The 22,858-nt window shown below is 72.4% G+C and carries 13 protein-coding genes; 6 read left to right on the plus strand and 7 right to left on the minus strand.

The features are described from left to right. The first annotated feature begins 364 nt into the window (after window positions 1–364). From ACZ7BZ_RS17670 to ACZ7BZ_RS17685, 4 genes are all read left to right on the plus strand, one after another. Window positions 365–1,351, plus strand: a complete 987-nt coding sequence (locus tag ACZ7BZ_RS17670; protein ID WP_470359086.1) for a tetratricopeptide repeat protein — start codon at window positions 365–367, stop codon at window positions 1,349–1,351. Window positions 1,352–2,076: 725 nt separating this feature from the next. Beyond that, window positions 2,077–2,748 carry a DUF6230 family protein gene (locus tag ACZ7BZ_RS17675; protein WP_380452975.1) on the plus strand — a complete coding sequence of 224 codons (672 nt, stop codon included), beginning with the start codon at window positions 2,077–2,079 and terminating at the stop codon, window positions 2,746–2,748. A 177-nt stretch (window positions 2,749–2,925) separates the two neighbouring features. Further along, window positions 2,926–3,642 (plus strand): DUF6114 domain-containing protein, encoded by a 717-nt coding sequence (locus tag ACZ7BZ_RS17680; RefSeq protein ID WP_470359087.1) that lies wholly within the window; start codon window positions 2,926–2,928, stop codon window positions 3,640–3,642. Next, the gene (locus ACZ7BZ_RS17685) at window positions 3,639–5,054 is read left to right on the plus strand and encodes a hypothetical protein (RefSeq protein WP_470359088.1); all 1,416 of its coding nucleotides are present in this window, start codon (window positions 3,639–3,641) and stop codon (window positions 5,052–5,054) included. The genes ACZ7BZ_RS17680 and ACZ7BZ_RS17685 overlap by 4 nt, the downstream gene beginning before the upstream one ends. Before the next feature lie 85 nt (window positions 5,055–5,139). Here the strand turns inward: ACZ7BZ_RS17685 and pyk are convergent, their stop codons facing one another. The 7 genes from pyk to ACZ7BZ_RS17720 form a co-directional block, all read right to left on the minus strand. After that, window positions 5,140–6,567, minus strand: a complete 1,428-nt coding sequence (gene pyk / locus ACZ7BZ_RS17690) for a pyruvate kinase (protein ID WP_470359089.1) — start codon at window positions 6,565–6,567, stop codon at window positions 5,140–5,142. A 94-nt stretch (window positions 6,568–6,661) separates the two neighbouring features. Beyond that, complete coding sequence (locus ACZ7BZ_RS17695; RefSeq protein ID WP_470359090.1) at window positions 6,662–7,885, minus strand: acetate kinase; 1,224 nt, start codon at window positions 7,883–7,885, stop codon at window positions 6,662–6,664. After that, window positions 7,882–10,026 (minus strand): phosphate acetyltransferase, encoded by a 2,145-nt coding sequence (gene pta, locus ACZ7BZ_RS17700; protein ID WP_470359091.1) that lies wholly within the window; start codon window positions 10,024–10,026, stop codon window positions 7,882–7,884. Before pta ends, ACZ7BZ_RS17695 begins: the two co-directional genes overlap by 4 nt. A gap of 149 nt (window positions 10,027–10,175) precedes the next feature. Next, entirely contained in the window at window positions 10,176–12,512 is a 2,337-nt protein-coding gene (gene glgB / locus ACZ7BZ_RS17705) for a 1,4-alpha-glucan branching protein GlgB (protein ID WP_470359092.1), read from the minus strand. Between the two features lie 61 nt (window positions 12,513–12,573). After that, window positions 12,574–14,064, minus strand: coding sequence for a maltokinase N-terminal cap-like domain-containing protein (locus ACZ7BZ_RS17710; RefSeq protein WP_470359093.1), 1,491 nt, complete (start codon window positions 14,062–14,064; stop codon window positions 12,574–12,576). Window positions 14,065–14,317: 253 nt separating this feature from the next. After that, complete coding sequence (gene treS, locus ACZ7BZ_RS17715; protein ID WP_380459232.1) at window positions 14,318–16,042, minus strand: maltose alpha-D-glucosyltransferase; 1,725 nt, start codon at window positions 16,040–16,042, stop codon at window positions 14,318–14,320. Continuing rightward, window positions 16,039–17,994 (minus strand): alpha-1,4-glucan--maltose-1-phosphate maltosyltransferase, encoded by a 1,956-nt coding sequence (locus ACZ7BZ_RS17720; protein WP_470359149.1) that lies wholly within the window; start codon window positions 17,992–17,994, stop codon window positions 16,039–16,041. The genes treS and ACZ7BZ_RS17720 overlap by 4 nt, the downstream gene beginning before the upstream one ends. Window positions 17,995–19,079: 1,085 nt before the next feature. Between ACZ7BZ_RS17720 and glgP the strand changes: the two genes are divergently transcribed. Both glgP and ACZ7BZ_RS17730 read left to right on the plus strand, forming a co-directional pair. Continuing rightward, window positions 19,080–21,776, plus strand: coding sequence for an alpha-glucan family phosphorylase (glgP, locus tag ACZ7BZ_RS17725; RefSeq protein WP_470359094.1), 2,697 nt, complete (start codon window positions 19,080–19,082; stop codon window positions 21,774–21,776). Window positions 21,777–21,866: 90 nt separating this feature from the next. Next, entirely contained in the window at window positions 21,867–22,766 is a 900-nt protein-coding gene (locus tag ACZ7BZ_RS17730) for a COG1361 family protein (protein WP_470359095.1), read from the plus strand. Window positions 22,767–22,858: the final 92 nt, after the last annotated feature.

Raw genomic sequence — 22,858 nt, forward strand, 5'->3', positions numbered from 1 at the left:
ACCGGATCTCCTTGCGCTTTACTGGTAAGTAACTTGGGTGGGGCTGGTAACGGTAGCGACGTTCGCCGATTCGGGCAGCCGGGCGGACCGGGAAAGTGGGGCAGGTCACGTCCCCGAAGCGCCGGTGGGGCTTGCGGCCGGGGCACCGGCTGCAGTTACGCTACGACCTGTAGCGAAAGCAGTGACAACCAGGCGCCGCACCCGTGGGACGGGGCGGCGCGGGTGCGGGTGGGGATCCGCGCCGAACGGTTCAGGCTACCGGGGGAAGGGCGCGCCGGCCGGGAACCCGCACCGCGCAGCCCGCGCGGGGCGACTTTCCGGAGGATGGTGCCCGCGAGCAGCGCGGACGGGGGAGGATGGTGTCATGCAGCCACGGAATTCGCGTCCCAACAACACCGCCCTGCGCGGTGCGGTCGACCTCGCCGCAGTGAAGGCGGCTGGAGAGGCCGCCCAGAAGGCCGAGCAGGCCCGGGCCGAGCGGGCCCGCCAGGCGGCCGCCGCCGAAGCGGACGGAGTCGCCCCCCAGCCCGCCTACGAACTCGTCATCGACGTCACCGAGGACACCTTCGAGACCGAGGTCGTCCAGCGTTCCAACGAGGTGCCGGTCGTCATCGACTTCTGGGCCGAGTGGTGCGGGCCCTGCAAGCAGCTCAGCCCGATCCTGGAGGGCCTGGCCGAGGAGTACGCCGGCCGCTTCGTGCTCGCCAAGATCGACGTGGACTCCAATCAGCTGATCGCCCAGCAGTTCGGCATCCAGGGCATCCCGGCCGTGATGGCCGTGGTGGCCGGCCAGCTGGTGCCGCTGTTCCAGGGCGCGGAGAGCGCCGCCAACGTCCGCAAGGTGCTGGACCAGCTGATCCTGGTCGCCGAGCAGCGCTTCGGCATCTCCGGTGGCGCGGGTGCCCCGGGCGAGGCCGACGCCGCCCCGCAGCGGCCGGAGGACCCGGCGCTGTCCGCCGCGCACGACGCGCTGGACGCCGGCGACCTGGGTGGCGCCATCCAGGCCTACCGGAACGTGCTGGCCGACCAGCCGGGCAACACCGAGGCCAAGCTGGGCCTGGCCCAGGCCCAGCTGCTCAAGCGGATCGAGGGGCTGGACCTCCAGGCGGTCCGCGCGGCCGCCGCCGCCGACCCGAAGGACGTCGCGATCCAGCTGCAGGCCGCCGACCTGGACCTGGTGGGCGGTCACGTCGAGGACGCCTTCGGGCGACTGGTGGACACCGTCGGCCGGACCTTCGGCGAGGACCGGGACACCGCCCGGCTGCGCCTGCTGGAGCTGTTCGAGGTGATCGGCCCGGACGACCCGCGGGTCGTCGCGGCCCGTACGGCGCTGGCCCGCGTGCTGTTCTGATCCGGGTTCGCGTCGGCTCCGGCCAGGGCCTGGCACCGAGTGCCTGGCACGTCGGATGACCTGCGGTGTCGCCCGGTGATTTGGCGACAATCCGGTCAACCGGACAGAGGTTTACCAAATCTTGATTTCACCCGTGGGTGGTCACTTTCCGTGACCACCCACGGGTGTTTCATTGGTGTTTCCGGCGGATTTCCTCGTCACGCTTCCTTCAACACGTCACGCACGGTGCAACTCGGGTCAATTTCATGATCAACGCCACCTGCTGTTGCATTACCCGTCAGTAAGGCACCCCTTGTGCTTCGCCCGGGATTCAAGCACGATCGGCCACGCCCGGTCCCAGACTCCACACCCTCCGACAGCCGGTCGGCCAAGCGGAGCGCGGGATCCCCACCGGGTGATCCGTCGGCCCCAGGCCGGCGGTAGGGAGGGCAGGGGGGTATCCGCGGTCCCACGGCGGTTCCTGTCCTCGACCGGCCGCGCGGCCCTGCGCGGTCGCTGGTTGTCGCTCGGGGGTGATCGCCGATGTCGTCGGTCCGACCCGTCGTCCCGCAAGGACGGCCGGTTCCTGGACGGGAGTGCCGCAGCACGCAGGCCGCTCCCGCCTCCGCCGACGCCCGAGGCGCTCTCCGCTACCGAGGACGTAGCTCTCTCCCATCCCAGGCCCCCACCGGCGCGGGACGCGCCGCCGGGGAGCCGGAGATGTACGTCCTAGAAGGAGGACTCGCATGTCCAAGACCTACGGCAAGACCCGCTGGAAGCGCTTCGCCCTGGTGATGGTGCCGAGCGTCGCGGCCACCGCGATGGTCGGCGTCTCGATCGCCAACAGCGCGCTCGCCGCCTCGTTCAGCATTTCCGGCCAGCAGTTCAAGGTCAGTACCGACCAGCTGCACGGCACCAACTTCGCCCAGTTCGGCTCGGTCGACATCGAGGCCAGCGGCAAGCCGCACCCGGTCGCGGTCTCGGCCTTCGACCACGCCGACATCACCAACCTGTGCCAGTCGGTGGTGACCGACCTGTCCGCGTTCGGCCTGGGCAAGATCACCCTCCAGCTGCACGCCGGCACCGAGGCGGGCAAGCCGGTTCAGGCCGACAACCTGCTGATCGACCTGGAGCAGCTGAAGGCGGACGCGACCTTCAGCCAGATGAACATCGGCCAGGACGCCTCCACCCTCTCGGGTACGGCCACCCAGGGCTGGGCCCCGCACGCGGGTGTCACCAAGGCGGGCGGCGGCGCCGGCCTGCCGTCCGGCGCGACCGGCTTCGCCCAGTCCGCCAAGACCGCAGACCTGAGCGGCGTTCAGCAGACCGCGCGGGCCACCTCGGCCGGCACCTTCAAGCTGAACGGCCTGAACCTCGCGCTGAAGAGCGGCGACGGCCCGGGCAACGAGTGCTTCTGAGCCCCGTCTGACGGCACGCCGACCGGCGTGCCCGGGTGAGGCCACTTCGGGCCGGGGGCGGCGGGCACACCGCCGCCTTCCGGCTCGGGAGCCTGTCGCTCGGGTCCTTGCCGGGGCCGAGCGACAGGCCCCATCCCCCCTTGTTCTTCCCTCGTAGCGACGTCGAGGAGCTGCACCATGTCCAGCGCAACGGTCGAAACGCGGCCCCGTCAGCAGAACCCCGTCGGGTGGCTCTGGCGGCACTTCCGTGAATTCCGCCGCACCAGGCCCTTCTGGGGCGGCCTGCTGGCCATGATCGCCGGCGTCCCGATCCTCTACTTCCCGTACGCGCACCTCACGTTCGGCGGGCTGACCATCGCGATGTCCACCACGGCGGGCGCCGGGTCGCTGATCATCGGGGTGCTGATGATCATCCTCGGGCTGACCGCCTGGTTCCAGCCCGCCGTACGGGTCTTCGCCGGCATCGCGACCATCCTGCTGACGCTGGTCTCGATCCCGGTCTCCAACCTCGCGGGCTTCGGCCTCTCGCTGCTGCCGGGCCTGATCGGCGGCGGGCTGATGGTCTCCTGGGCGCCGCTGCCCGCGCCGTCCACCGCCCCGGCCAGGGGACGGCGCGCCCGTCGCGGCAAGCAGGCGGACAACGCGGTGGCCGAGAGTGTCGCCACCCAGCCGACCGCCGCCAAGCCGACCGCCGCCGAGCCGACGGCTGCTGAAGCCACCGAGGCCCCCACCGCCAAGCCGACCGCCGCCGAGCCGACGGCTGCTGAAGCCACCGAGGCCCCCACCGCCAAGCTGCCCGCCCAGGCCGCGCCGAAGGAACCCGCCGCCGAGCGGGCCGCCGAGGCCGCCGTCCCGCAGCAGCCCGCAGCCGGGTCGCAGGAGGAGGCGCGGTGAGCGGGCCGGCCGAGCAAGCAGAGGGCACGGCCGTCCCCGCGCAGCGCTCCGGCCGGCACGCCGCGCCGCGGACGCCGGTCCGGGTCCGGCTGAGAGGCCGCGCCCTGGCGATGGCCGCGGTGCCGACCGCGCTGCTGATGGCCGCCGCCTACACGCCCAACCCGGCGGTCGCCGAGTCCGCGGCGGGCAAGCCCTGCGGCAACGCGCCGGTGGCCGTCCCGGACGTGACGCCGATCGAGACGCCCGTCCCCAAGAGCGAGCTGCCCGAGCCGCCGCCCGCGTCGTCCGGCACGCCGTCGACCGGCCCGAGCTCGGTGCCGACCACCGCGCCGACCCAGGTGCCGACGACAGCCCCGACCCAGGCGCCGACCACCGCTCCGGCGAAGCCGTCGGCCACCACGACCGCGCCGCCCGCCGCCCGTACCGCCACCACCGGTGGCTCGGGCGCGGTGAGCGCGGTCTACCGGGGCACCGGTGACGGGACGGCCACCGCGAGCCAGGCCGGGCTGATCGACGACCTCGTCGGCGGCATCAACCACCTGCTGAACCCGGGGAGTTCGGCCACCCCGGCGCCGAGCGCGACACCCAGTGCCGCCCCCCAGGGGCCAGCCGCCCCGGCTCCGCGGGTCGGTGCCCCGGCGCAGCCCGCCCAGCCGCAAGCCCCGGCCGCCGGCACCCAGCAGGCCGCGCCGCCCGCCGCCCAGCCCTCCGCCGCCCAGTCGTCCGCCGCCCAGCCCTCGGGCGGGCAGCCCTCGCCGGCCGCCACCGCCACCGGCGGCAAGCCGGGCGCCAAGGCGGCGCCGTCCGCGACCCCGTCGACGGGCGGGTCGGCCACCGCCACCCCGTCCGCCTCGCCCACCGCGAACCCCAACTGCGACGTGGACGCCCGCAATCTGACCGCCGGCACGGCCTCGTCCGAGCACGTCGTCCCGGAGCAGAACTGGACGCTGCAGACCAGCCGGCTCGGTCTGCACGGCGCGGTCTTCCACGGCGTCTACGACGTGAAGACCCCGACCGGTACCAAGCGGGTGCTGAAGTTCGTGGTCGACAGCGTGGACATCGAGAACCTCGACATGTCGACCCTGGAGGGCAATGGCGTCACCTTCCACGTGCAGGGCGCCCCGGGCTCGACCTCGACCATGCGCAACGGTTCGGTCACCATGTACGTGGAGCGGCTGTCCGGCCACCTCTCCAAGCTGCTCGGCCTGCCGATCCCGATCGACCTGGGCGAGATCACCCTCACCCCGGACACCCTGCCGCGCTGGCTGTACGACCTGATCGGCGCCATCCCGATCCCGCTGGACCTGGAGCTGACCGGCGTCACCGCCAAGCAGGCCGGCCAGTTCGGCGGCACCCTGCACATCCCGGGGATGCACATGTTCAACGACAACGCGCCCTACAGCGACAAGTAGGCGACGAGTAGCAGGTGCCACGACGCCCGTGGGGCGGCTCCTCCTCGACGGAGGGCCGCCCCACGGGCGTCGTGCCGGAGGCCGGTTACTCGCCGTGCGAGCCCAGGCGGTGCACCTGCACCAGGTTGGTGGTGCCGGGGATGCCCACCGGGACGCCGGCGGTGACGACCACGGTGTCGCCCTCGGCCAGCTGGCCCATCTTCAGCAGCTCGCGGTCGACCTGCGCGACCATCGCGTCGGTGGTGGCCACCTGCTCGGTGACGTACGACTCGACGCCCCAGCTCAGCGTGAGCTGGTTGCGGGTGGCCGCGTCCGGGGTGAACGCGATCACCGGGATCGGCGAGCGGTAGCGGGACAGCCGGCGAGCGGTGTCACCGGACTTGGTGAACGCGATCAGCGCCTTGCCGTTGAGGAAGTCGCCCAGCTCGCACGCGGCGCGGGCGACGGAGCCGCCCTGGGTGCGCGGCTTGCGGCCCGGGTTGAGCGGCTGGAGGCCCTGGGAGACCAGCTCCTCCTCGGCCTTCTCGCAGATCCGGCTCATGGTGCGGACGGTCTCGACCGGGTACTTGCCGACGCTGGACTCGGCGGAGAGCATCACCGCGTCGGTGCCGTCCAGGATGGCGTTGGCGACGTCGGAGACCTCGGCGCGGGTCGGCCGCGAGGCGTGGATCATCGACTCCATCATCTGGGTGGCGACGATGACCGGCTTGGCGTTGCGGCGGGCCAGGGTGATCAGCTGCTTCTGGACCAGCGGCACCCGCTCCAGCGGGTACTCGACGGCCAGGTCGCCGCGGGCGACCATGATGGCGTCGAAGGCGAGGACGATCTCCTCCATGGCCTCGACGGCCTGCGGCTTCTCGATCTTGGCGATGACCGGCACCCGGATGCCGACCTCGTCCATGACCTCGTGGACGTCCTTGATGTCGTCCGCGTTGCGGACGAAGGACAGGGCGACCATGTCGACGCCCAGGCGCAGCGCGAAGCGCAGGTCGTCCTTGTCCTTCTCGGACAGGGCGGGCACGTTCACGGCCGCGCCGGGCAGGTTGATGCCCTTGTTGTTCGAGAGCACGCCGCCCTCGACCACCACGGTCTTCACCCGCGGGCCGTCGACGCTGACGACCTCCAGGGCGATGACGCCGTCGTTGATCAGGATCGGGTCGCCGGGCTTCACGTCGCCGGGCAGGCCCTTGTAGGTGGTGCCGCAGATGTGCTGGTCACCGGGGACGTCTTCGGTGGTGATGGTGAACTCGTCGCCGTTGTCGACGGTCACCGGGCCGTTGGCGAAGGTCGCCAGACGGATCTTGGGACCCTGGAGGTCGGCCAGGACGCCGATGGCCTTGCCGGTGTCCTCCGAGACCTGGCGGACCTTGCGGTACCGCTCCTCGTGGTCCGCGTGGTTGCCGTGGCTCATGTTCAGTCGGGCGACGTTCATGCCCGCCTCGACGATGGCCTTCAGCTGTTCGTAGGAGTCCGTGGCCGGACCCAGGGTGCAGACAATTTTCGCTCGGCGCATATGGATCAGTCTATCCGTTCGTGTTATAGGTGCATTCGGCACGGACCGGGAGGAATCGCCGACGAAGGATCCCGAGGGGCGAGACATTTCCGTGTCAGTCCTCGGACAGCTCGCCCTCCCGGTGCACCAGGGCGAAGGTCTGCCGGGCGATCTCCAGCTCCTCGTCGGTGGGCACCACCGCGACCGCCACCCGGGAGAACGCGGGCGAGATGATCCGGGCCCCGCCCGAGCGCACCGAGTTCAGCTCCGGGTCCACGGCGATGCCCAGCTCCTCCAGTCCCGCGGTGGCCGCCGCGCGCACCGGCGCCGCGTTCTCGCCGACGCCCGCGGTGAAAGCGATCGCGTCCACCCGGCCGAGCACCGCGTAGTAGCCACCGATGTACTTGCGCAGCCGGTGGACGTACGCGTCGAAGGCGAGCTTCGCGTCCGCGTCCCCCTCGTCGGCGCGGCGCATGATCTCACGCATGTCGTTCTCGCCGCACAGGCCGCGCAGGCCGCTGCGGCGGTTGAGCAGGTCGTCGATCTCGTCCACGGACAGGCCGCCGACCCGGTGCAGGTGGAACACCACGCCGGCGTCGATGTCACCCGAACGGGTGCCCATGACCAGGCCCTCCAGCGGGGTCAGGCCCATCGAGGTGTCCACGCAGCGGCCGCCGCTGACCGCCGAGGCGGAGGCGCCGTTGCCCAGGTGCAGCACGATCACGTTGACCTCGGCCGGGTCCTTGCCGAGCAGCCGGGCGGTGGCCCGCGAGACGTACTGGTGCGAGGTGCCGTGGAAGCCGTAGCGGCGCACCCGGTGCTCGTCCGCGACGGCCTTGTCGATCGCGTAGCGGGCCGAGTACTCGGGCATCGAGGCGTGGAAGGCGGTGTCGAACACGGCCACCTGCGGCAGGTCCGGCCGCAGCGCGCGGGCCACCTCGATGCCGGTGATGTTGGCCGGGTTGTGCAGCGGCGCGACCGGGATCAACCGGCGGATCTCCTTCAGCACCTCGTCGGTGATCACGGTCGGCTCGGTGAACCGCTTGCCGCCGTGCACCACCCGGTGGCCGATCGCGGCCAGCTCGGGGGAGTCCAGCCCGAGGCCGTCCGCGGACAGTTCCTCGGCGACGGCCTTCAGCGCGGCCGAGTGGTCCGGGAAGGCCTGCACCAGCTCGCGCCGCTCACCGGCGCGCGGGGTGTGCACCAGCCGGCCACCGGCCTCGCCGATCCGCTCGACCAGGCCGGAGGCCAGCCGGGCGCCGTCCAGCATGTCGATCAGCTGGTACTTCACCGACGAGGAGCCGGCGTTCAGAACGAGGACGCGGGTCCCTGCGGTCATGCCTGCGGCTCCTTGCCGTTGTCGTTCCTGTCGTCCTGGGCCTGGATGGCGGTGATCGCCACGGTGTTGACGATGTCCTCCACCAGCGCCCCGCGCGAGAGGTCGTTGACGGGCTTGCGCAGCCCCTGCAGCACCGGGCCGACCGCGATCGCCCCGGCCGAGCGCTGGACGGCCTTGTAGGTGTTGTTGCCGGTGTTGAGGTCCGGGAAGATCAGCACGGTCGCCCGTCCGGCCACCGGCGAGCCCGGCAGCTTGGTCGCCGCGACGTGGGCGTCCACCGCCGCGTCGTACTGGATCGGGCCCTCGACCAGGATGTCCGGCCGCAGCGCGCGGACCAGCTCGGTGGCCTTGCGGACCTTGTCGACGTCCGCGCCCGAGCCGGAGGTGCCGGTCGAGTACGAGAGCATCGCGACCCGCGGCTCCACCCCGAACTGGGCGGCGGTGGCGGCGGACTGGATCGCGATGTCGGCCAGCTGCTGGGCGTCCGGGTCGGGGTTGACCGCGCAGTCGCCGTACACCAGCACCTTGTCGGCCAGGCACATGAAGAAGACCGAGGAGACGATCGAGGCGCCCGGCGAGGTCTTGATCACCTCGAAGGCGGGCCGGATGGTCGCCGCGGTGGAGTGCACCGCCCCGGAGACCATGCCGTCGGCGATGCCCTCCTGAACCATCAGGGTGCCGAAGTAGGAGACGTCGGTGACCACGTCCAGGGCCAGTTCGACGGTCATCCCCTTGTGGGCCCGCAGCCGGGCGTACAGCTCGGCGAACTGGCGCCGCAGCGGGCTGGTGGCCGGGTCGACGATCCGCACCTGGGCCCGGTCGGCGCCCGGCCCGTCCTGCGGGAGGACGATGCCCAGGGCGGCGGCCTTGCGGCGCACCGCGTCGACCTCGCCGAGCAGGGTGAGGTCGCAGATGTTGCGGCGCAGCAGGATCTCGGCCGCGCGCAGCACCCGCTCCTCGGTGCCCTCCGGCAGCACCACGTGCCGGCGGCCCGCCCGGGCCCGCTCCAGCAGCTCGTGCTCGAACATCATCGGGGTGACCCGCTCCGACCGGCCGACCTCGATCCGGTTGGTCAACTCGACGGTGTCCACGTGCAGTTCGAACAGACCGAGGGCGATCTCGGCCTTCCGGGGGCTGGCCGCGGTGAGCTTGCCCTCCAGGTGGGTCAGGGTGGCGGCGGTGGGCCAGCTGCCCTCGGGGACGACCGCGACCGGGGTGCCGGGGGCGAGCCGGGCGGCCAGCGCCATCACGTTGGGGCCGGGGTGCTGGCCGAGGGTCAGCAGCACGCCGGCGATCGGCGGGGCACCGGCCGCGTGCGCGGCCAGCGAGCCGATCACCAGGTCGGCGCGGTCCCCGGGGGTGACGACCAGGGCGCCCTCGGTCAGCGCGTCCAGGAAGGTGGGCAGCATGGCGCCGCCGAAGACGAAGCCCCGGACGTCCCGGGCCAGCCCGGCCGCGTCGCCGAGCAGCACCTCGGCGCCGGTCGACTCGACCAGCTGGGCGACGGTCGGGGCGGCCAGCGCCGGCTCCTCCGGGATGACGTAGGCGGGGATCGGCAGCTTCTCGGTGAGCGTGCGCTGGATCCGCTGCTTGGCGGCCGGGGCGGTCCGGTTGGCGATCATCGCCAGGGTCGCGCAGCCGAGGTCGGTGTACGCCCGGTGGGCGTTGCGCACCTCGGCGATCACCGCCTCCGCCTCCTTGCCCTGCCCGCCGACCACGGGCAGTACCGCGGCGCCGAACTCGTTGGCGAGCCGGGCGTTGAAGGCCAGCTCGTCCGGGATGTTGGTGTCCGCGAAGTCGGTGCCGAGCACCAGAACCGCCTGGCAGCGCCGCTCCAGTGCGCGGAACCGGTCCACCAGCGCGGAGACCAGCTCGTCCTGCCCCTGGGCGGCCTGCAGCGCGGCGGCTTCCTCGTAGGTGAGCCCGTACAGCTCCTGGCTCGGCAGCTCGATCCGGTAGCGTCCGCGCAGCAGCTCCACCACGTGGTCCGACCCCGGCTCCCCGGGCGCCGCCGCGTGCACCAGCGGACGGAACACCCCGACCCGGTCCACCTGGCGGGTGAGCAGTTCCATGACCCCGAGCTCGACCGCCTGCCGGCCGTCCCCCCGGTCGATTCCGGTCACGTACACGCTGCGCGCCACGTGGGTGTCTCCGTCCCGTCGTCTCGGAAGGTCGTCATGTCGACCATACCTTCGCACCCCGAACTGGCGTCCGCGAGCAGAGGGCGGCCGGGGAGGCAAGGGACGAAGGTCCTCCCGGGCGTCCGTTCGGGCACCCGGGAGGAGCGGGCTCAGGCCGGGCGGAGCCAGAGGGTGGCGAGCGGGGGGAGGACGAGTTCGGCGGAGCGGGGCTGGCCGTTCCACTCGACGGCTTCGGCCTTGACCGGGTGGGAGTTGCCGGTGCCGCTGCCCCCGTAGGTCTCGGCGTCGGTGTTCAGCAGTTCCTCCCAGAGCTGTTCGCGGCCGTCCAGGGCGGGCAGGCCGACCCGGTGGCCGTGGCGGACGACGGGGGAGAAGTTGCAGACGGCGACCAGCGGGGTGCCGTCGGCGGCGTACCGGACGAAGGAGAGCAGGTTGTCCTCGGCGGCGCCGCCGTCGAGCCAGCGGAAGCCGTCGGGGGTGGTGTCGAGCTCCCAGAGGGCGGGGGTGTCCCGGTAGATCCGGTTGAGGTCGCGGACCAGGCGGCGCACGCCGAGGTGGTCCCGGTGGGCGGGCCACTGCTCGTCGAGCACCCACCACTGCGGGCCCTGCTCGTGGTCCCATTCGGCGCCCTGGGCGAACTCCTGCCCCATGAAGAGCAGTTGCTTGCCGGGGTGGGACCACATGAAGCCCAGGTAGGCGCGGTGGTTGGCGCGCTGCTGCCACCAGTCGCCGGGCATCTTGGAGACCAGGGCCTGCTTGCCGTGGACGACCTCGTCGTGGGAGATCGGCAGGACGTAGTTCTCGGAGTAGGCGTACACCATCGAGAAGGTGATCTCGTTGTGGTGGTACTTGCGGTGCACCGGCTCCTTGGACATGTAGACCAGCGAGTCGTGCATCCAGCCCATGTTCCACTTCAGGCCGAAGCCGAGGCCGCCGGCGTCGGTGGGGCGGGTGACGCCGTCCCAGGCGGTGGACTCCTCGGCGATGGTGATCACGCCGGGGCAGCGCCGGTAGACGGTGGCGTTCATCTCCTGGAGGAAGGCGGCCGCGTCCAGGTTCTCCCGGCCGCCGTGCTGGTTGGGGGTCCAGGCGCCGCCCTCGCGGGAGTAGTCGAGGTAGAGCATCGAGGCGACGGCGTCGACCCGCAGGCCGTCGATGTGGAACTCCTCGCACCAGTAGACGGCGTTGGCGACGAGGAAGTTGCGGACTTCGGTGCGGCCGTAGTCGAACTCCAGCGTCCCCCAGTCGGGGTGTTCGGCGCGCAGCGGATCGGCGGGCTCGTACAGCGGTTCGCCGTCGAAGCGGGCGAGGGCGAAGTCGTCCTTGGGGAAGTGCGCGGGCACCCAGTCGACGATCACGCCGATGCCGTTCTGGTGCAGGGTGTCGACCAGGTGGCGGAAGTCGTCGGGGCTGCCGAGCCGGGCGGTGGGGGCGTAGTAGCCGGAGACCTGGTAGCCCCAGGAGCCGCCGAAGGGGTGTTCCATCACCGGCATGAACTCCACGTGGGTGAAGTTCAACTCCTTGAGGTAGCGGGGGAGTTCCTCGGCGATGGCGCGGTAGTCGGTGAGGTCGGGCCGCCAGGAGGCCAGGTGCAGCTCGTACACCGACATCGGTGCGCGGTGGTGTGCGGTGCGGGCCCGGCGGGCCATCCACTCGTCGTCCTGCCAGCGGTGGGTGGAGGAGGTGACTACGGAGGCGGTGCCGGGCGGGCACTGGGCGGCCCGGGCCAGCGGGTCGGCCTTGTCGAGCACCCAGCCCTGCCGGGTGTGGATCTCGTACTTGTAGGTGGCGCCCTCGGCGAGGCCCGGGACGAACAGCTCCCAGATGCCGGAGGAGCCGAGCGAGCGCATCGGGTGCCCGGTGCCGTTCCAGTGGTTGAAGTCGCCGATGAGCCGGACCCCGACGGCGTTCGGCGCCCAGACCGCGAAGGCGGTGCCGGCGACGCCGTCGACGGTGCGCAGGTGGGAGCCGAGCGCCTGCCACAGCTGCTCGTGCCGGCCTTCGGAGATCAGGTGGAGGTCGAGTTCGCCGAGGGTGGGCCGGGCGCGGTAGCCGTCGTGCTGGCGCAGGGGCTCGCCGTCGGGGTAGCCCACCAGCAGGGTGTAGTCGGGGAGTTCGCCGCCCGCCAGCAGGCCGGTGAACAACCCGCCCTGCTGGTGGGTGAGTTCGGCGGGCCCGTGGGCGGTCTCGACCACCACCCGCTCGGCGAACGGGCGCAGCACCCGGATCGCCGTGCCGCCGTGCACCGGGTGGGCGCCGAGCAGGGCGTGCGGGTCGTGGTGCTGGCCGTTCACCAGCCGGTCCACCTCGGCCGGGGGCAGCGGCGCCTCGGGGAGGCGCAGGGCCCCGACGGGGGTGTCCGCCGGGACGCCGCCCGGCGGAGCGGGCTCGGCGGCCTTCCGGGGCTCGCCCCGTTCGGGGGTCCCGGCCAGGAAGGTGGCCGGAACGGGGCGGGTGGGGCGGCCGGTCGGGTCGGGCGGCGTCACGGCGTGGTCCTCCAGCGGCGGGGTGGGCGAACTCGTGGCGGGCGGGGGTTCGGCGGGGCGGTCAGACGGACAGGGCGAGCCGGTTGATCGCGGCCAGCGGGATCGGCAGCCAGCTGGGCCGGTGCCGGGCCTCGTAGACCACCTCGTACACCGCCTTGTCGATCTCCAGCGCCCGCATCAGCTCGGGTGAGGCCGCCGGGTCGGCGCCGCCCCCGGCGGTGTAGCCGGCGCAGAAGGCGGTGCGGTTGCGCTGGGCCCAGGTGGCGGCGAGGTGGGCGAGTTCCGGGTCGACCGGGCCGCCGGCCAGCAGGTGGGCGGCCGCGTAGTCGAAGGAGCGCAGCATGGCGGCGACGTCGCGCAGGGCGGGCTGGGGTTCGCGCCGTTCGTTGACGGACTTGGCGGGTTCGCCCTCGAAGTCGAGCAGCACCCAGCCGTGCGGGGTGCGCATGGCCTGGCCGAGGTGGAGGTCGCCGTGGATGCGCTGGACGGGCAGGCCGTCCGGGTGGGCGTCGGCGAGCTGCTGGAACGCGGTGCGCAGGGCGGCCCGGAAGCGCAGCAGTCCGGGGACGGCGGCGACGGCGCTGTCCAGCCGGTCGGCCATGGCGGTGGCGAGCCGACCGGTCTGGGTGCGGTCGAGCCGGGCGACGGGCATGGAGCGGGCGAGCACCCGGTGGACTTCGGCGGTGGCCCGGCCGAGCCGGTGGGCCTCGATGGCGAAGTTCCCGGGGGAGCGGTCGCCCTTGAGCCGGCCGACCTGGTCGAGGGCGAGTTCCCAGCCGTCCTCGGCGTCCGGCAGGTAGCGCTGGAGCAGTCCGAGGGTGGCGGGTTCGGCGCGTTCCATCCGGCTCTCGAACCAGGCGGCGACCCGGGGGATGCGGGTGGAGCCGGCCCTGGAGAGGGCGAGCGAGAGTTCCAGGTCGGGGTTGGTGCCGGGGTGGATGCGCCGGAACAGCTTGAGGATGTACGAGGTGCCGTAGATGACGGAGCTGTTGGACTGCTCTGCGGTGGAGGCGCGGCCGGGGAGGTTGGCGGGCAGTCCGGAGCCGGGGGTGCGGCGGAAGGACAGCGAGCCGAACCGGTCGCCGGTGGCCAGGTGTTCCAGCAGCCGCCCGGTGAGTTCTGGGTCGTGCACCGCGTCGTAGAGGGTGGCGCCGTCGTACGGGCCCTGGCTGAGCCGGCCGAGGACGGCGGCGGGTTCGATGTCCGCGGGGCCCTGGGAGCGGATGCCGAGCAGGAGTTGGTAGGTGTCGCCGTGCGGGAGGCCGGCCGTGGTGGCGTGCTCGACGCGCAGCAGCAGGTGTAGCAGGGCCGGGTCGCCGACCTGCAGCGGGGTGCCGACCGCCGGGACGAGTCCGGTGATGGGGCGCCCCTTCCCGGCGTACCAGCGCTGGGTGGGGAGCCACTCGGCGATCAGCGGCAGGGCCGCCTGGATGAGTTCGCTGACCCCCGGGGCGGCTCTCCGGGCCCCGGTGCCCCGCGCGCCCGGGTGCGCGGCTGAGCCGGCCGGGGCGTCGTGCTGCACATGGGCTTGAGAACGGGAGGTTTCGGACATGACTCCCTTTCCCCGGAAGCACACGGACGGCCCGACGGGTCGTGGCCGGGGTCCGTCAGTCTTCCGGATTTCGGCGGCGCGGCGGTCGCGGCACGCGAGCACGGCTCGGGTGTCACGCCTTCGTGTGGGTAGCCGTTGGGCTGTTCTCCGTACGCGGTGGTGCAGAGAACTCCGGGAGCGCGGGGATCAACTCGCGCCCCCGGAGGGTCTGGTGGTGCTGTGCGGGCCGCGGGTGGCAGGGTGCGGCGGATCGTTACTTCGATCGCCTGGTCCCGCTCAGGCGCGGGGGCTGCCGGAGCTGGAACCAGTAGAAGCCGTGCCCGGCGAGCGTGAGCAGGTAGGGCCACTCGCCGATCGACGGGAAGCGCACCCCGCCGATCAGCTCGACCGGGTACCGCCCGCCGTACTGCCGCAGGTCCAGCTCGGTCGGCTGTGCGAACCGCGAGAAGTTGTTCACGCACATGACCAGGTCCCCCTCGTACTCGCGCACGAAGGCCAGCACGGCGGGGTTGCTGGACGGCAGTTCGGTGTAGGTGCCCAGACCGAACGCCGGGTTGAGCTTGCGGATCTCGATCATGCGACGCGTCCAGTGCAGCAGTGAACTCGAACTGCTCTGCTGCGCTTCGACGTTGGTCACCTGGTAGCCGTACACCGGGTCCATGATGGGCGGCAGACTGAGCCTGCCCGGGTCGGCGGAGGAGAAACCCGCGTTGCGGTCCGGGGTCCACTGCATCGGCGTGCGCACGCCGTCCCGGTCGCCCAGCCAGATGTTGTCGCCCATGCCGATCTCGTCCCCGTAGTAGAGCACCGGCGAGCCGGGCAGGGAGAGCAGCAGGGCGGTGAACAGCTCGATCTGGTTGCGGTCGTTCTCCAGCAGCGGGGCGAGCCGGCGGCGGATGCCCACGTTGGCGCGCATCCGGGGGTCCTTGGCGTACTCCGCGTACATGTAGTCGCGCTCCTCGTCGGTGACCATCTCCAGGGTCAGCTCGTCGTGGTTGCGCAGGAAGATGCCCCACTGGCAGCCGCCGGGGATCCGCGGGGTCTTGGCGAGGATCTCCGACACCGGATAGCGGGACTCCCGGCGCACGGCCATGAAGATCCGCGGCATCACCGGGAAGTGGAACGCCATGTGGCACTCGTCGCCGCCCGCGGTGAAGTCGCCGAAGTAGTCGACCACGTCCTCCGGCCACTGGTTGGCCTCGGCGAGCAGCACGGTGTCCGGGTAGTCGGCGTCGATCTCCTTGCGGAGCCGCTTGAGGAACTCGTGGGTCTCCGGGAGGTTCTCGCAGTTGGTGCCCTCGCGGGCGAACAGGTACGGCACCGCGTCCAGCCGGAAGCCGTCGATGCCGAGGTCGAGCCAGAACCGCAGCCCGGCGATCATCTCGTCCTGGACGCGGGGGTTGTCGTAGTTGAGGTCCGGCTGGTGGGAGAAGAACCGGTGCCAGTAGTACTGCTTGCGGACCGGGTCGTAGGTCCAGTTGGAGGTCTCGGTGTCGACGAAGATGATCCGGGCGTCCGGGTACTGCTTGTCGTCGTCGGCCCACATGTAGAAGTCGCCGTACGGCCCGTCCGGGTCGGCCCGGGACGCCTGGAACCACGGGTGCTGGTCGCTGGTGTGGTTCATGACGAAGTCGATGATCACGCGCATGCCGCGGGCGTGGGCGGCGTCGGTGAACTCCATGAAGTCGGCGATGTCGCCGAACTCCGGCAGCACCGACTTGTAGTCGGCGACGTCGTAGCCGCCGTCGCGCAGCGGCGAGGCGAAGAAGGGCGGGAGCCAGAGGCAGTCGACGCCGAGCCACTGCAGGTAGTCGAGCTTGGCCGTGAGCCCCTTGAGGTCCCCGACCCCGTCGCCGTTGCTGTCCTGGAAGGACCGCACCAGCACCTCGTAGAAGACCGCACGTTTGAACCACTCCGGGTCCAGGTTCTTCTTCGAGGTCTCCGGGAAGGTGTCGGGGACGGGCTCGTTCACTGTCACGTGGGGTTCCTCCGAACCGTGAGGAGGTGAGCCGGCTCGGCTGAGGGATCGAGCCGGACGTAGTTGTGCCGGCCCCAGGTGTAGACGGCGCCGGTGAGCTCGTCGTGCACCGCGTGGGGCCCGTCGTCGTCGAGCGTGACGGTGGCCTCCTGGACGTGGTGCGGGTCGAGGTTGACCACCGTGATCACGCGGTCGGTCAGGCCCTCGGGGGTGGTCGCGGTCTTGGAGTAGGCGAGCACCTGCTCGTTGTCGGTGGAGTGGAAGCGCAGGTCGCGCAGCTGCTGCAGGGCGGGGTGGCGCCGGCGCAGCCGGTTCAGCACGGTGAGCAGCGGGGCGAGGGTGTCGGTGCGGTTCCAGTCGCGGGGGCGCAGCTCGTACTTCTCGGAGTGGAGGTACTCCTCGGAGCCCGGGTGGGCCGGCTCGTTCTCGGCCAGCTCGTAGCCGGCGTAGACGCCGTAGCTGGGGGAGAGGGTGGCGGCGAGCACGGCGCGGATCGCGAAGGCGGCGCGGCCGCCGTTCTGGAGGAAGGCGTGCAGGATGTCCGGGGTGTTGGCGAAGAAGTTGGGGCGCATGTAGGCGGCCGCGTCGCCGGTGAGTTCGGTGAGGTACTCGGTGAGTTCGTTCTTGGTGTTGCGCCAGGTGAAGTACGTGTACGACTGGTGGAAACCGATCTTCGCCAGGGTGTGCATCATCGCCGGGCGGGTGAATGCCTCCGCCAGGAACACCACGTCGGGGTCGGTGCGGGCGATGTCGCCGAGCACCTTGTCCCAGAACACCACCGGTTTGGTGTGGGGGTTGTCGACCCGGAAGATCCGCACGCCGTGCGACATCCAGAACCGGAGGATCCGGACGGTTTCCTTGACGATTCCATCCATGTCCTGATCGAAGTTGACCGGATAGATGTCCTGGTACTTCTTCGGCGGGTTCTCGGCGTACGCGATGGTGCCGTCGGCGCGGTGGCTGAACCATTCCGGGTGCTTGTTCACCCACGGGTGGTCGGGGGAGCACTGGAGGGCGAAGTCCAGCGCCACCTCCAGGTGCAGCGCCTTGGCCTCGGCGACGAAGTGGTCGAAGTCCTCGATGGTGCCGAGGTCCGGGTGGACGGCGTCGTGGCCGCCCTCGGGCGAGCCGATCGCCCAGGGCGAGCCGACGTCGTGCGGACCGGCCGTCAGGGTGTTGTCCGGGCCCTTGCGGAAGGCTCGGCCGATCGGGTGCACCGGCGGCAGGTAGACCACGTCGAAGTCCATCGCGGCGATCGCCGGCAGCCGCTCGGCAGCGGTGCGCAGGGTGCCCGAACGCGGCGGCTCGACCCCGTTCGGGTCCAGTACCGCCCCCTCCGAACGGGGGAAGAACTCGTACCAGGACCCGAACAGCGCGCGCTCGCGGTCCACCTGCAGCGGCAGCGGGCGGGAGGCACTGAGCAGCTCGCGCAGCGGGTGGCGGGCCAGCAGCTCCAGCACCTCGGGGGCGAGCGCGGCGGCCAGCCGGGACAGCGGCGGCAGCCCCGGGTCGCGCAGCGCGTCGGCGGCGGCCAGCACGTGCGCCCGGCCGTCCTTCTTCGGCACCCCGGCGGCGGCCTGCTCCAGCAGCCGGGCGCCCTCCTCCAGCACCAGCGCGGTGTCGATCCCGGCCGGCAGCTTCACCGCGGCGGTCTTCCGCCAGGTGGCGATCGGGTCGCTCCACGCCTCCACCAGGTACGACCAGCGGCCGGGCGCGGTCGGGGTGATGCGCGCCCCCCAGCGGTCGGTGCCCTCGGCCAGCTCGCGCATCGGCGTCCAGGGGCCGCTGCGGCCGCGCGGGTCGCGCAGCACCACGTTGGCGTTGACGGCGTCGTGGCCCTCGCGGAAGACCGTCGCGGTGACCAGGAAGGTCTCGCCGACGACGGCCTTGGCCGGGCGGCGGCCGGCGTCGATCTGGGGGCTGACGTCCAGCACGGGGATGCGGCCGATCACGGTGTCGCTCTCTGTCGTCTTGCGGGCGGAGGGCTTGGCGGCGGTCTTGGCGGCGGTCGTGCGCGCGGGGGCCCGGCGGGCGGGCTTCGCGGCGGTGTCCGCGGGGGCGGTCTCTGCGGTGGCCTTCGCGGTGCTGCGGCGCGTGGTGGTGGTGCGCCGGCGCGGTGCCGCCGGGCCCTCCTCGGCCCCGGGTTTCCGGGCCGCGGTGGCGGGCGGTTCGGTGGCGACCTGCGTGGTGGCGACCTGCGCGGGGGCGGCCTGTGTGGTGGAGGCCTGGGGTTCGGAGGATTCGGTACGGACCGCCCCGGACGCCCGGGGCGACGGCATCGCCGGGTCTGTCCGAGTGTCAGAATCCATCCGTCCGGCGGATTCCGCGACCGCTGCGTCGACGGTGTCGGCCACCGGTGTGGACTGGTCCCGCGTGTCGCCGTGCATGCCAAACTCCTGCCCGAGATCAGCGGCAGCTCCCCGCGGGCCGGAGGGGGTCGGGCCGGGGGAGTACCGGGAGGACTGCTGGGTGGGGTGGACGTGCGACCGGAGCCTGCCCGCGTCGCTGTCCCCGGCAACCTGCCCGGCGCCCGCCGAACCGGTGGCGGGGCGCCCCGGAACCCGTGCGCGTCCCGGCGCACGCCTCCGGGGGCACGCCCCTGGGCGGCCCGGTCGACCCGTGAACGAGTCGACCGGGCGCGAGGACACGCGTCGGTGCGCGGTGAGCGCCGAACGGGCTAAGGAGAAGGGGAAGGGCCAACGCGAAAAGGATCCGGACGTGCTGCTCCACGGGGGGACGCCACCCGCCGTCGTGGTCCCCGCGGCATCAACGACCTTCGGTCATCCTCGCACCGGGGACAAGGTTTTCGCAGCGGTACGACAGTAGTTTCGGGTTTTGTCGGAGGGGATGAGCCGCCGGAAATCGATCTGTTCCGCAGAGTTCACGCATTGGTAGCGCGGCGCCCCGGAATGTGCGCCTCGCGCGCCCCCCGCGCAGACCAATGCGCCGAATGCGATCTCATCAATAGGCCGAACGGATGCCCAATAGTCCGCTTGACCCGTAGTCAGGAGGATCGGCGAGGCTACGCTTCACCGCTGTGAAGGCAATCCGCAGATTCACCGTCCGCACCGTCCTGCCCGAACAACTCCAGCCGTTGCACGAGCTGGCCCTCAACCTGCGCTGGTCCTGGCACCCCGAGACCAGGGACCTCTTCCGGTCCGTGGACCCGGAGGTCTGGGCCGCGACCGGGGAGGACCCGGTGCGGCTGCTCGGGGAGGTCCCGGCCGCCCGGCTCGCCGCCCTCGCCACCGACCGGCGGTTCCTGCGCAGACTCGGCGACCTCGCCGACGACCTGCGCGAGTACCTCACCGGCCCGCGCTGGTACCAGGCCCAGCAGGACGGCGCCGGAGCCGCCCCGCCGCCCGCCGCCATCGCCTACTTCTCGCCCGAGTACGGCATCGCCGCCGCGCTGCCCCAGTACTCCGGCGGCCTCGGCATCCTGGCGGGCGACCACCTCAAGGCCGCCAGCGACCTCGGCGTGCCGGTCATCGGCGTCGGACTCTTCTACCGGCACGGCTACTTCCGGCAGTCCCTGGACCGGGACGGCTGGCAGCAGGAGCGCTACCCCCTGCTGGACCCGGACGAACTGGCCGTCAGCCTGCTCCGGGAGGCCGACGGAACCCCCAGCCGGGTCGACCTCGCGCTGCCCGGCGGCCGCACCCTGGCCGCGCACATCTGGAAGGCCCAGGTCGGGCGGGTCCCGCTGCTGCTGCTCGACTCCGACATCGAGGCCAACTCGCCCGCCGAGCGCGACGTCACCGACCGGCTCTACGGCGGCGGCAGCGAGCACCGGCTGCTCCAGGAGATGCTGCTGGGCATCGGCGGCGTCCGGGCCGTGCGCGCCTACTGCCGGCTCACCGGGCACCCCGCCCCGGAGGTCTTCCACACCAACGAGGGCCACGCCGGCTTCCTCGGCGTCGAGCGGATCCGCGAACTCGTCGCCGACCGGGCGGCAGGGCTGGACTTCGCCGCCGCCCTGGAGTCCGTCCGGGCCGGCACCGTGTTCACCACCCACACACCCGTCCCGGCCGGCATCGACCGCTTCGACCGCGAGCTGGTCGCCCGGCACTTCGGCGGCGACGCCGCGCTGCCCGGCGTCCCGGTCGAGCCGGTGCTCGCGCTCGGCGCCGAGACCTGGCGCGGCGGGGACCCGAAGCTCTTCAACATGGCCGCCATGGGCCTGCGGCTGGCCCAGCGCGCCAACGGGGTCTCCACCCTGCACGGCGAGGTCAGCCGCTCGATGTTCAACGGCCTGTGGCCCGGCTTCGACCCCGCCGAGGTGCCGATCACCTCGGTCACCAACGGGGTGCACGCCGCCACCTGGATCGACCCGGCCGTGGTGCGCCTGGGCGCCGCCGAGATCGGCGTCGAACGCGCCGAGGAGGCGATGACCACCGGCGAGACCCAGCGCTGGACGGGCCTGGAGCGGATCGGCAACACCGAGATCTGGGACCTGCGCCGCAGCCTGCGCGCCCAGCTGGTGGACGAGGCCCGCCGCCGGCTGCGCGCCTCCTGGCGCCAGCGCGGGGCCGGCGAGGCCGAGCTCGGCTGGGTCTCCTCGGTGCTCGACCCCGACGTGCTCACCATCGGCTTCGCCCGCCGGGTGCCCTCGTACAAGCGGCTCACCCTGATGCTGCGCGACCCGGCCCGGCTGCGCGCCCTGCTGCTGCACCCCACCCGGCCGGTGCAGATCGTGGTCGCCGGCAAGGCCCACCCGGCCGACGACGGCGGCAAGCGGCTGATCCAGCAGATGGTCGCCTTCGCCGACGACCCGACGGTGCGCCACCGGATCGTCTTCCTGCCGGACTACGACATGGCGATGGCCCGGCACCTCTACCCGGGCTGCGACGTCTGGCTGAACAACCCGCTGCGCCCGCTGGAGGCCTGCGGCACCTCCGGGATGAAGGCCGCGCTCAACGGCTGCCTCAACCTGTCCGTCCTGGACGGCTGGTGGGACGAGTGGTACGACGGCCAGAACGGCTGGGCGATCCCCACCGCCGACGAGGGCGCCGGTGTGCTCGACCCGGAGAGCAGCGAGGCCGAGCGGCGCGACGACATCGAGGCCGCCGCACTGTACGACCTGATCGAGGAGCAGGTGGCCGGCCGGTTCTACGACCGGGGCGACGACGGGCTGCCGCACCGCTGGATCGCCATGGTCCGGCACACCCTGGTCACCCTCGGGCCCAAGGTGCTGGCCGGGCGGATGGTCCGCGAGTACGTCGAGCGGCTGTACGCCCCGGCGGCGCTGGCCCAGCGCGAGCTGGCGGTCGCGGTCCCGCCCCGGGCGGAGGCGGGCGGCCGAGCAAATGGCGCCCGGGAGCTGGCGGTGTGGAAGGCCAAGGTCCGGGAGGGCTGGTCGGCCGTGCGGGTCGAGCACGTCGAGGCCGACTGCCCGGCCGAGGCCCAGGAGCTGGGCAGCTCGCTGGCGCTGCGGGTGCAGGTCGCGCTCGGCCCGCTGGAGCCGGGCGACGTCGAGGTGCAGGTGGTCTCCGGCCGGGTGGACGAGACGGACGGCATCTCGGACGCCGCGGTGCTCGCCCTCAAGCCGGTCGGCGGCCCGGACCTGGACGGCCGCACCCGCTACGAGGGCTCGCTGGAGCTCTCCCGCACCGGCCCGTTCGGCTACACCGTGCGGGTGCTGCCGACGCACCCCCGGCTGGCCTCGCCGGCCGAACTCGGGCTGGTCGCCCTCCCGGCCGAGTCCAACGGGATGGACACCGGGCTGCTGCGCTGAGCCCCCGAACGGGACGACTGCCGTCCGCGCGTGCTACGGACGGCAGTCATCCGGTTGCCCCGCGTGTCGGCCGGGGGGAGCGTGATGGTCATGATGCGAACCGTGCGCTCGGCCGCCCTGGCCGCGCTCTCCGTGCTCCTCCTGGCGTGGCCGGCCCAGGCCGCCACCGCCCCCCTCGCGGCGCCACCGGCGACCGCGCAGCTGTCCCTGGAGATCTGCCCGCCGCAGGACCCGGTCGTCCCGGGCGAGAACGGCACCCTGGAGGTCAAGGTCACCAACCGGGGGCCGGCCACCACCACCGACGACACCCTGGTGGTGGTGCACCTCCCGTCGCCGGGCGTGGTGCAGTCGGCCGACCCGGCCGTCACCCTGACGTACTTCGGCACCGGCAGCTCGTACGCCGTCCCGGCCGGGCTGGCGCCGGGAGCGACCTCGGTCGAGCGGCTGGCGCTGCACGTCGCGCCGATCACCTCGCCGTTCACCACCATCAGCGGCGACGTCCAGGTCTTCTACCCCGGTGACCCGGACCAGTCCGGCCACACCACCCCGTACGGCTTCACCACCGCCGACACCAGGGCCCACTTCATGGTCGGGGCCTCCTCGGCCTGGCAGGCCGGGCACCCGGTCCCGCAGCCGGGCGACCTCACCGGCAAGCCCGGGGCGACCGTCAACCTGCCGCTGTGGGTGTACAACGCGGGCCCCTCGTACTCGACCCACCCGATCGACGTGGCGATCACCGTGCCCGAGCACACCACCCTCACCGGCACGCCGCCGTACAACTGCACCGCCACCGGGCCGCGCACGCTGGCCTGTCACTACGGGGTCGGGCCGCGGTTCGAGAACGTGGTCTTCATCGACCCGGCCGTGGTGATCGACTCCTCGGTCGTCGCCGGGCAGGTGCTGCCGGGCGGGACGCTGGACGTGGTGGCCGCGCAGGAGGACTGCCCGTCGCCCGACTGGCACACCGACTACGTGGTGACCGTGGACTGACCGGTCCGGAAAAGAGGATGCCCGCCCGGGTGCGTGACGGCGCACCCGGACGGGCACAACTGTGGGGCTTCCTGGACGGGCACCACTGGGGG

The organism is Kitasatospora sp. NPDC036934 (genome assembly GCF_055608425.1).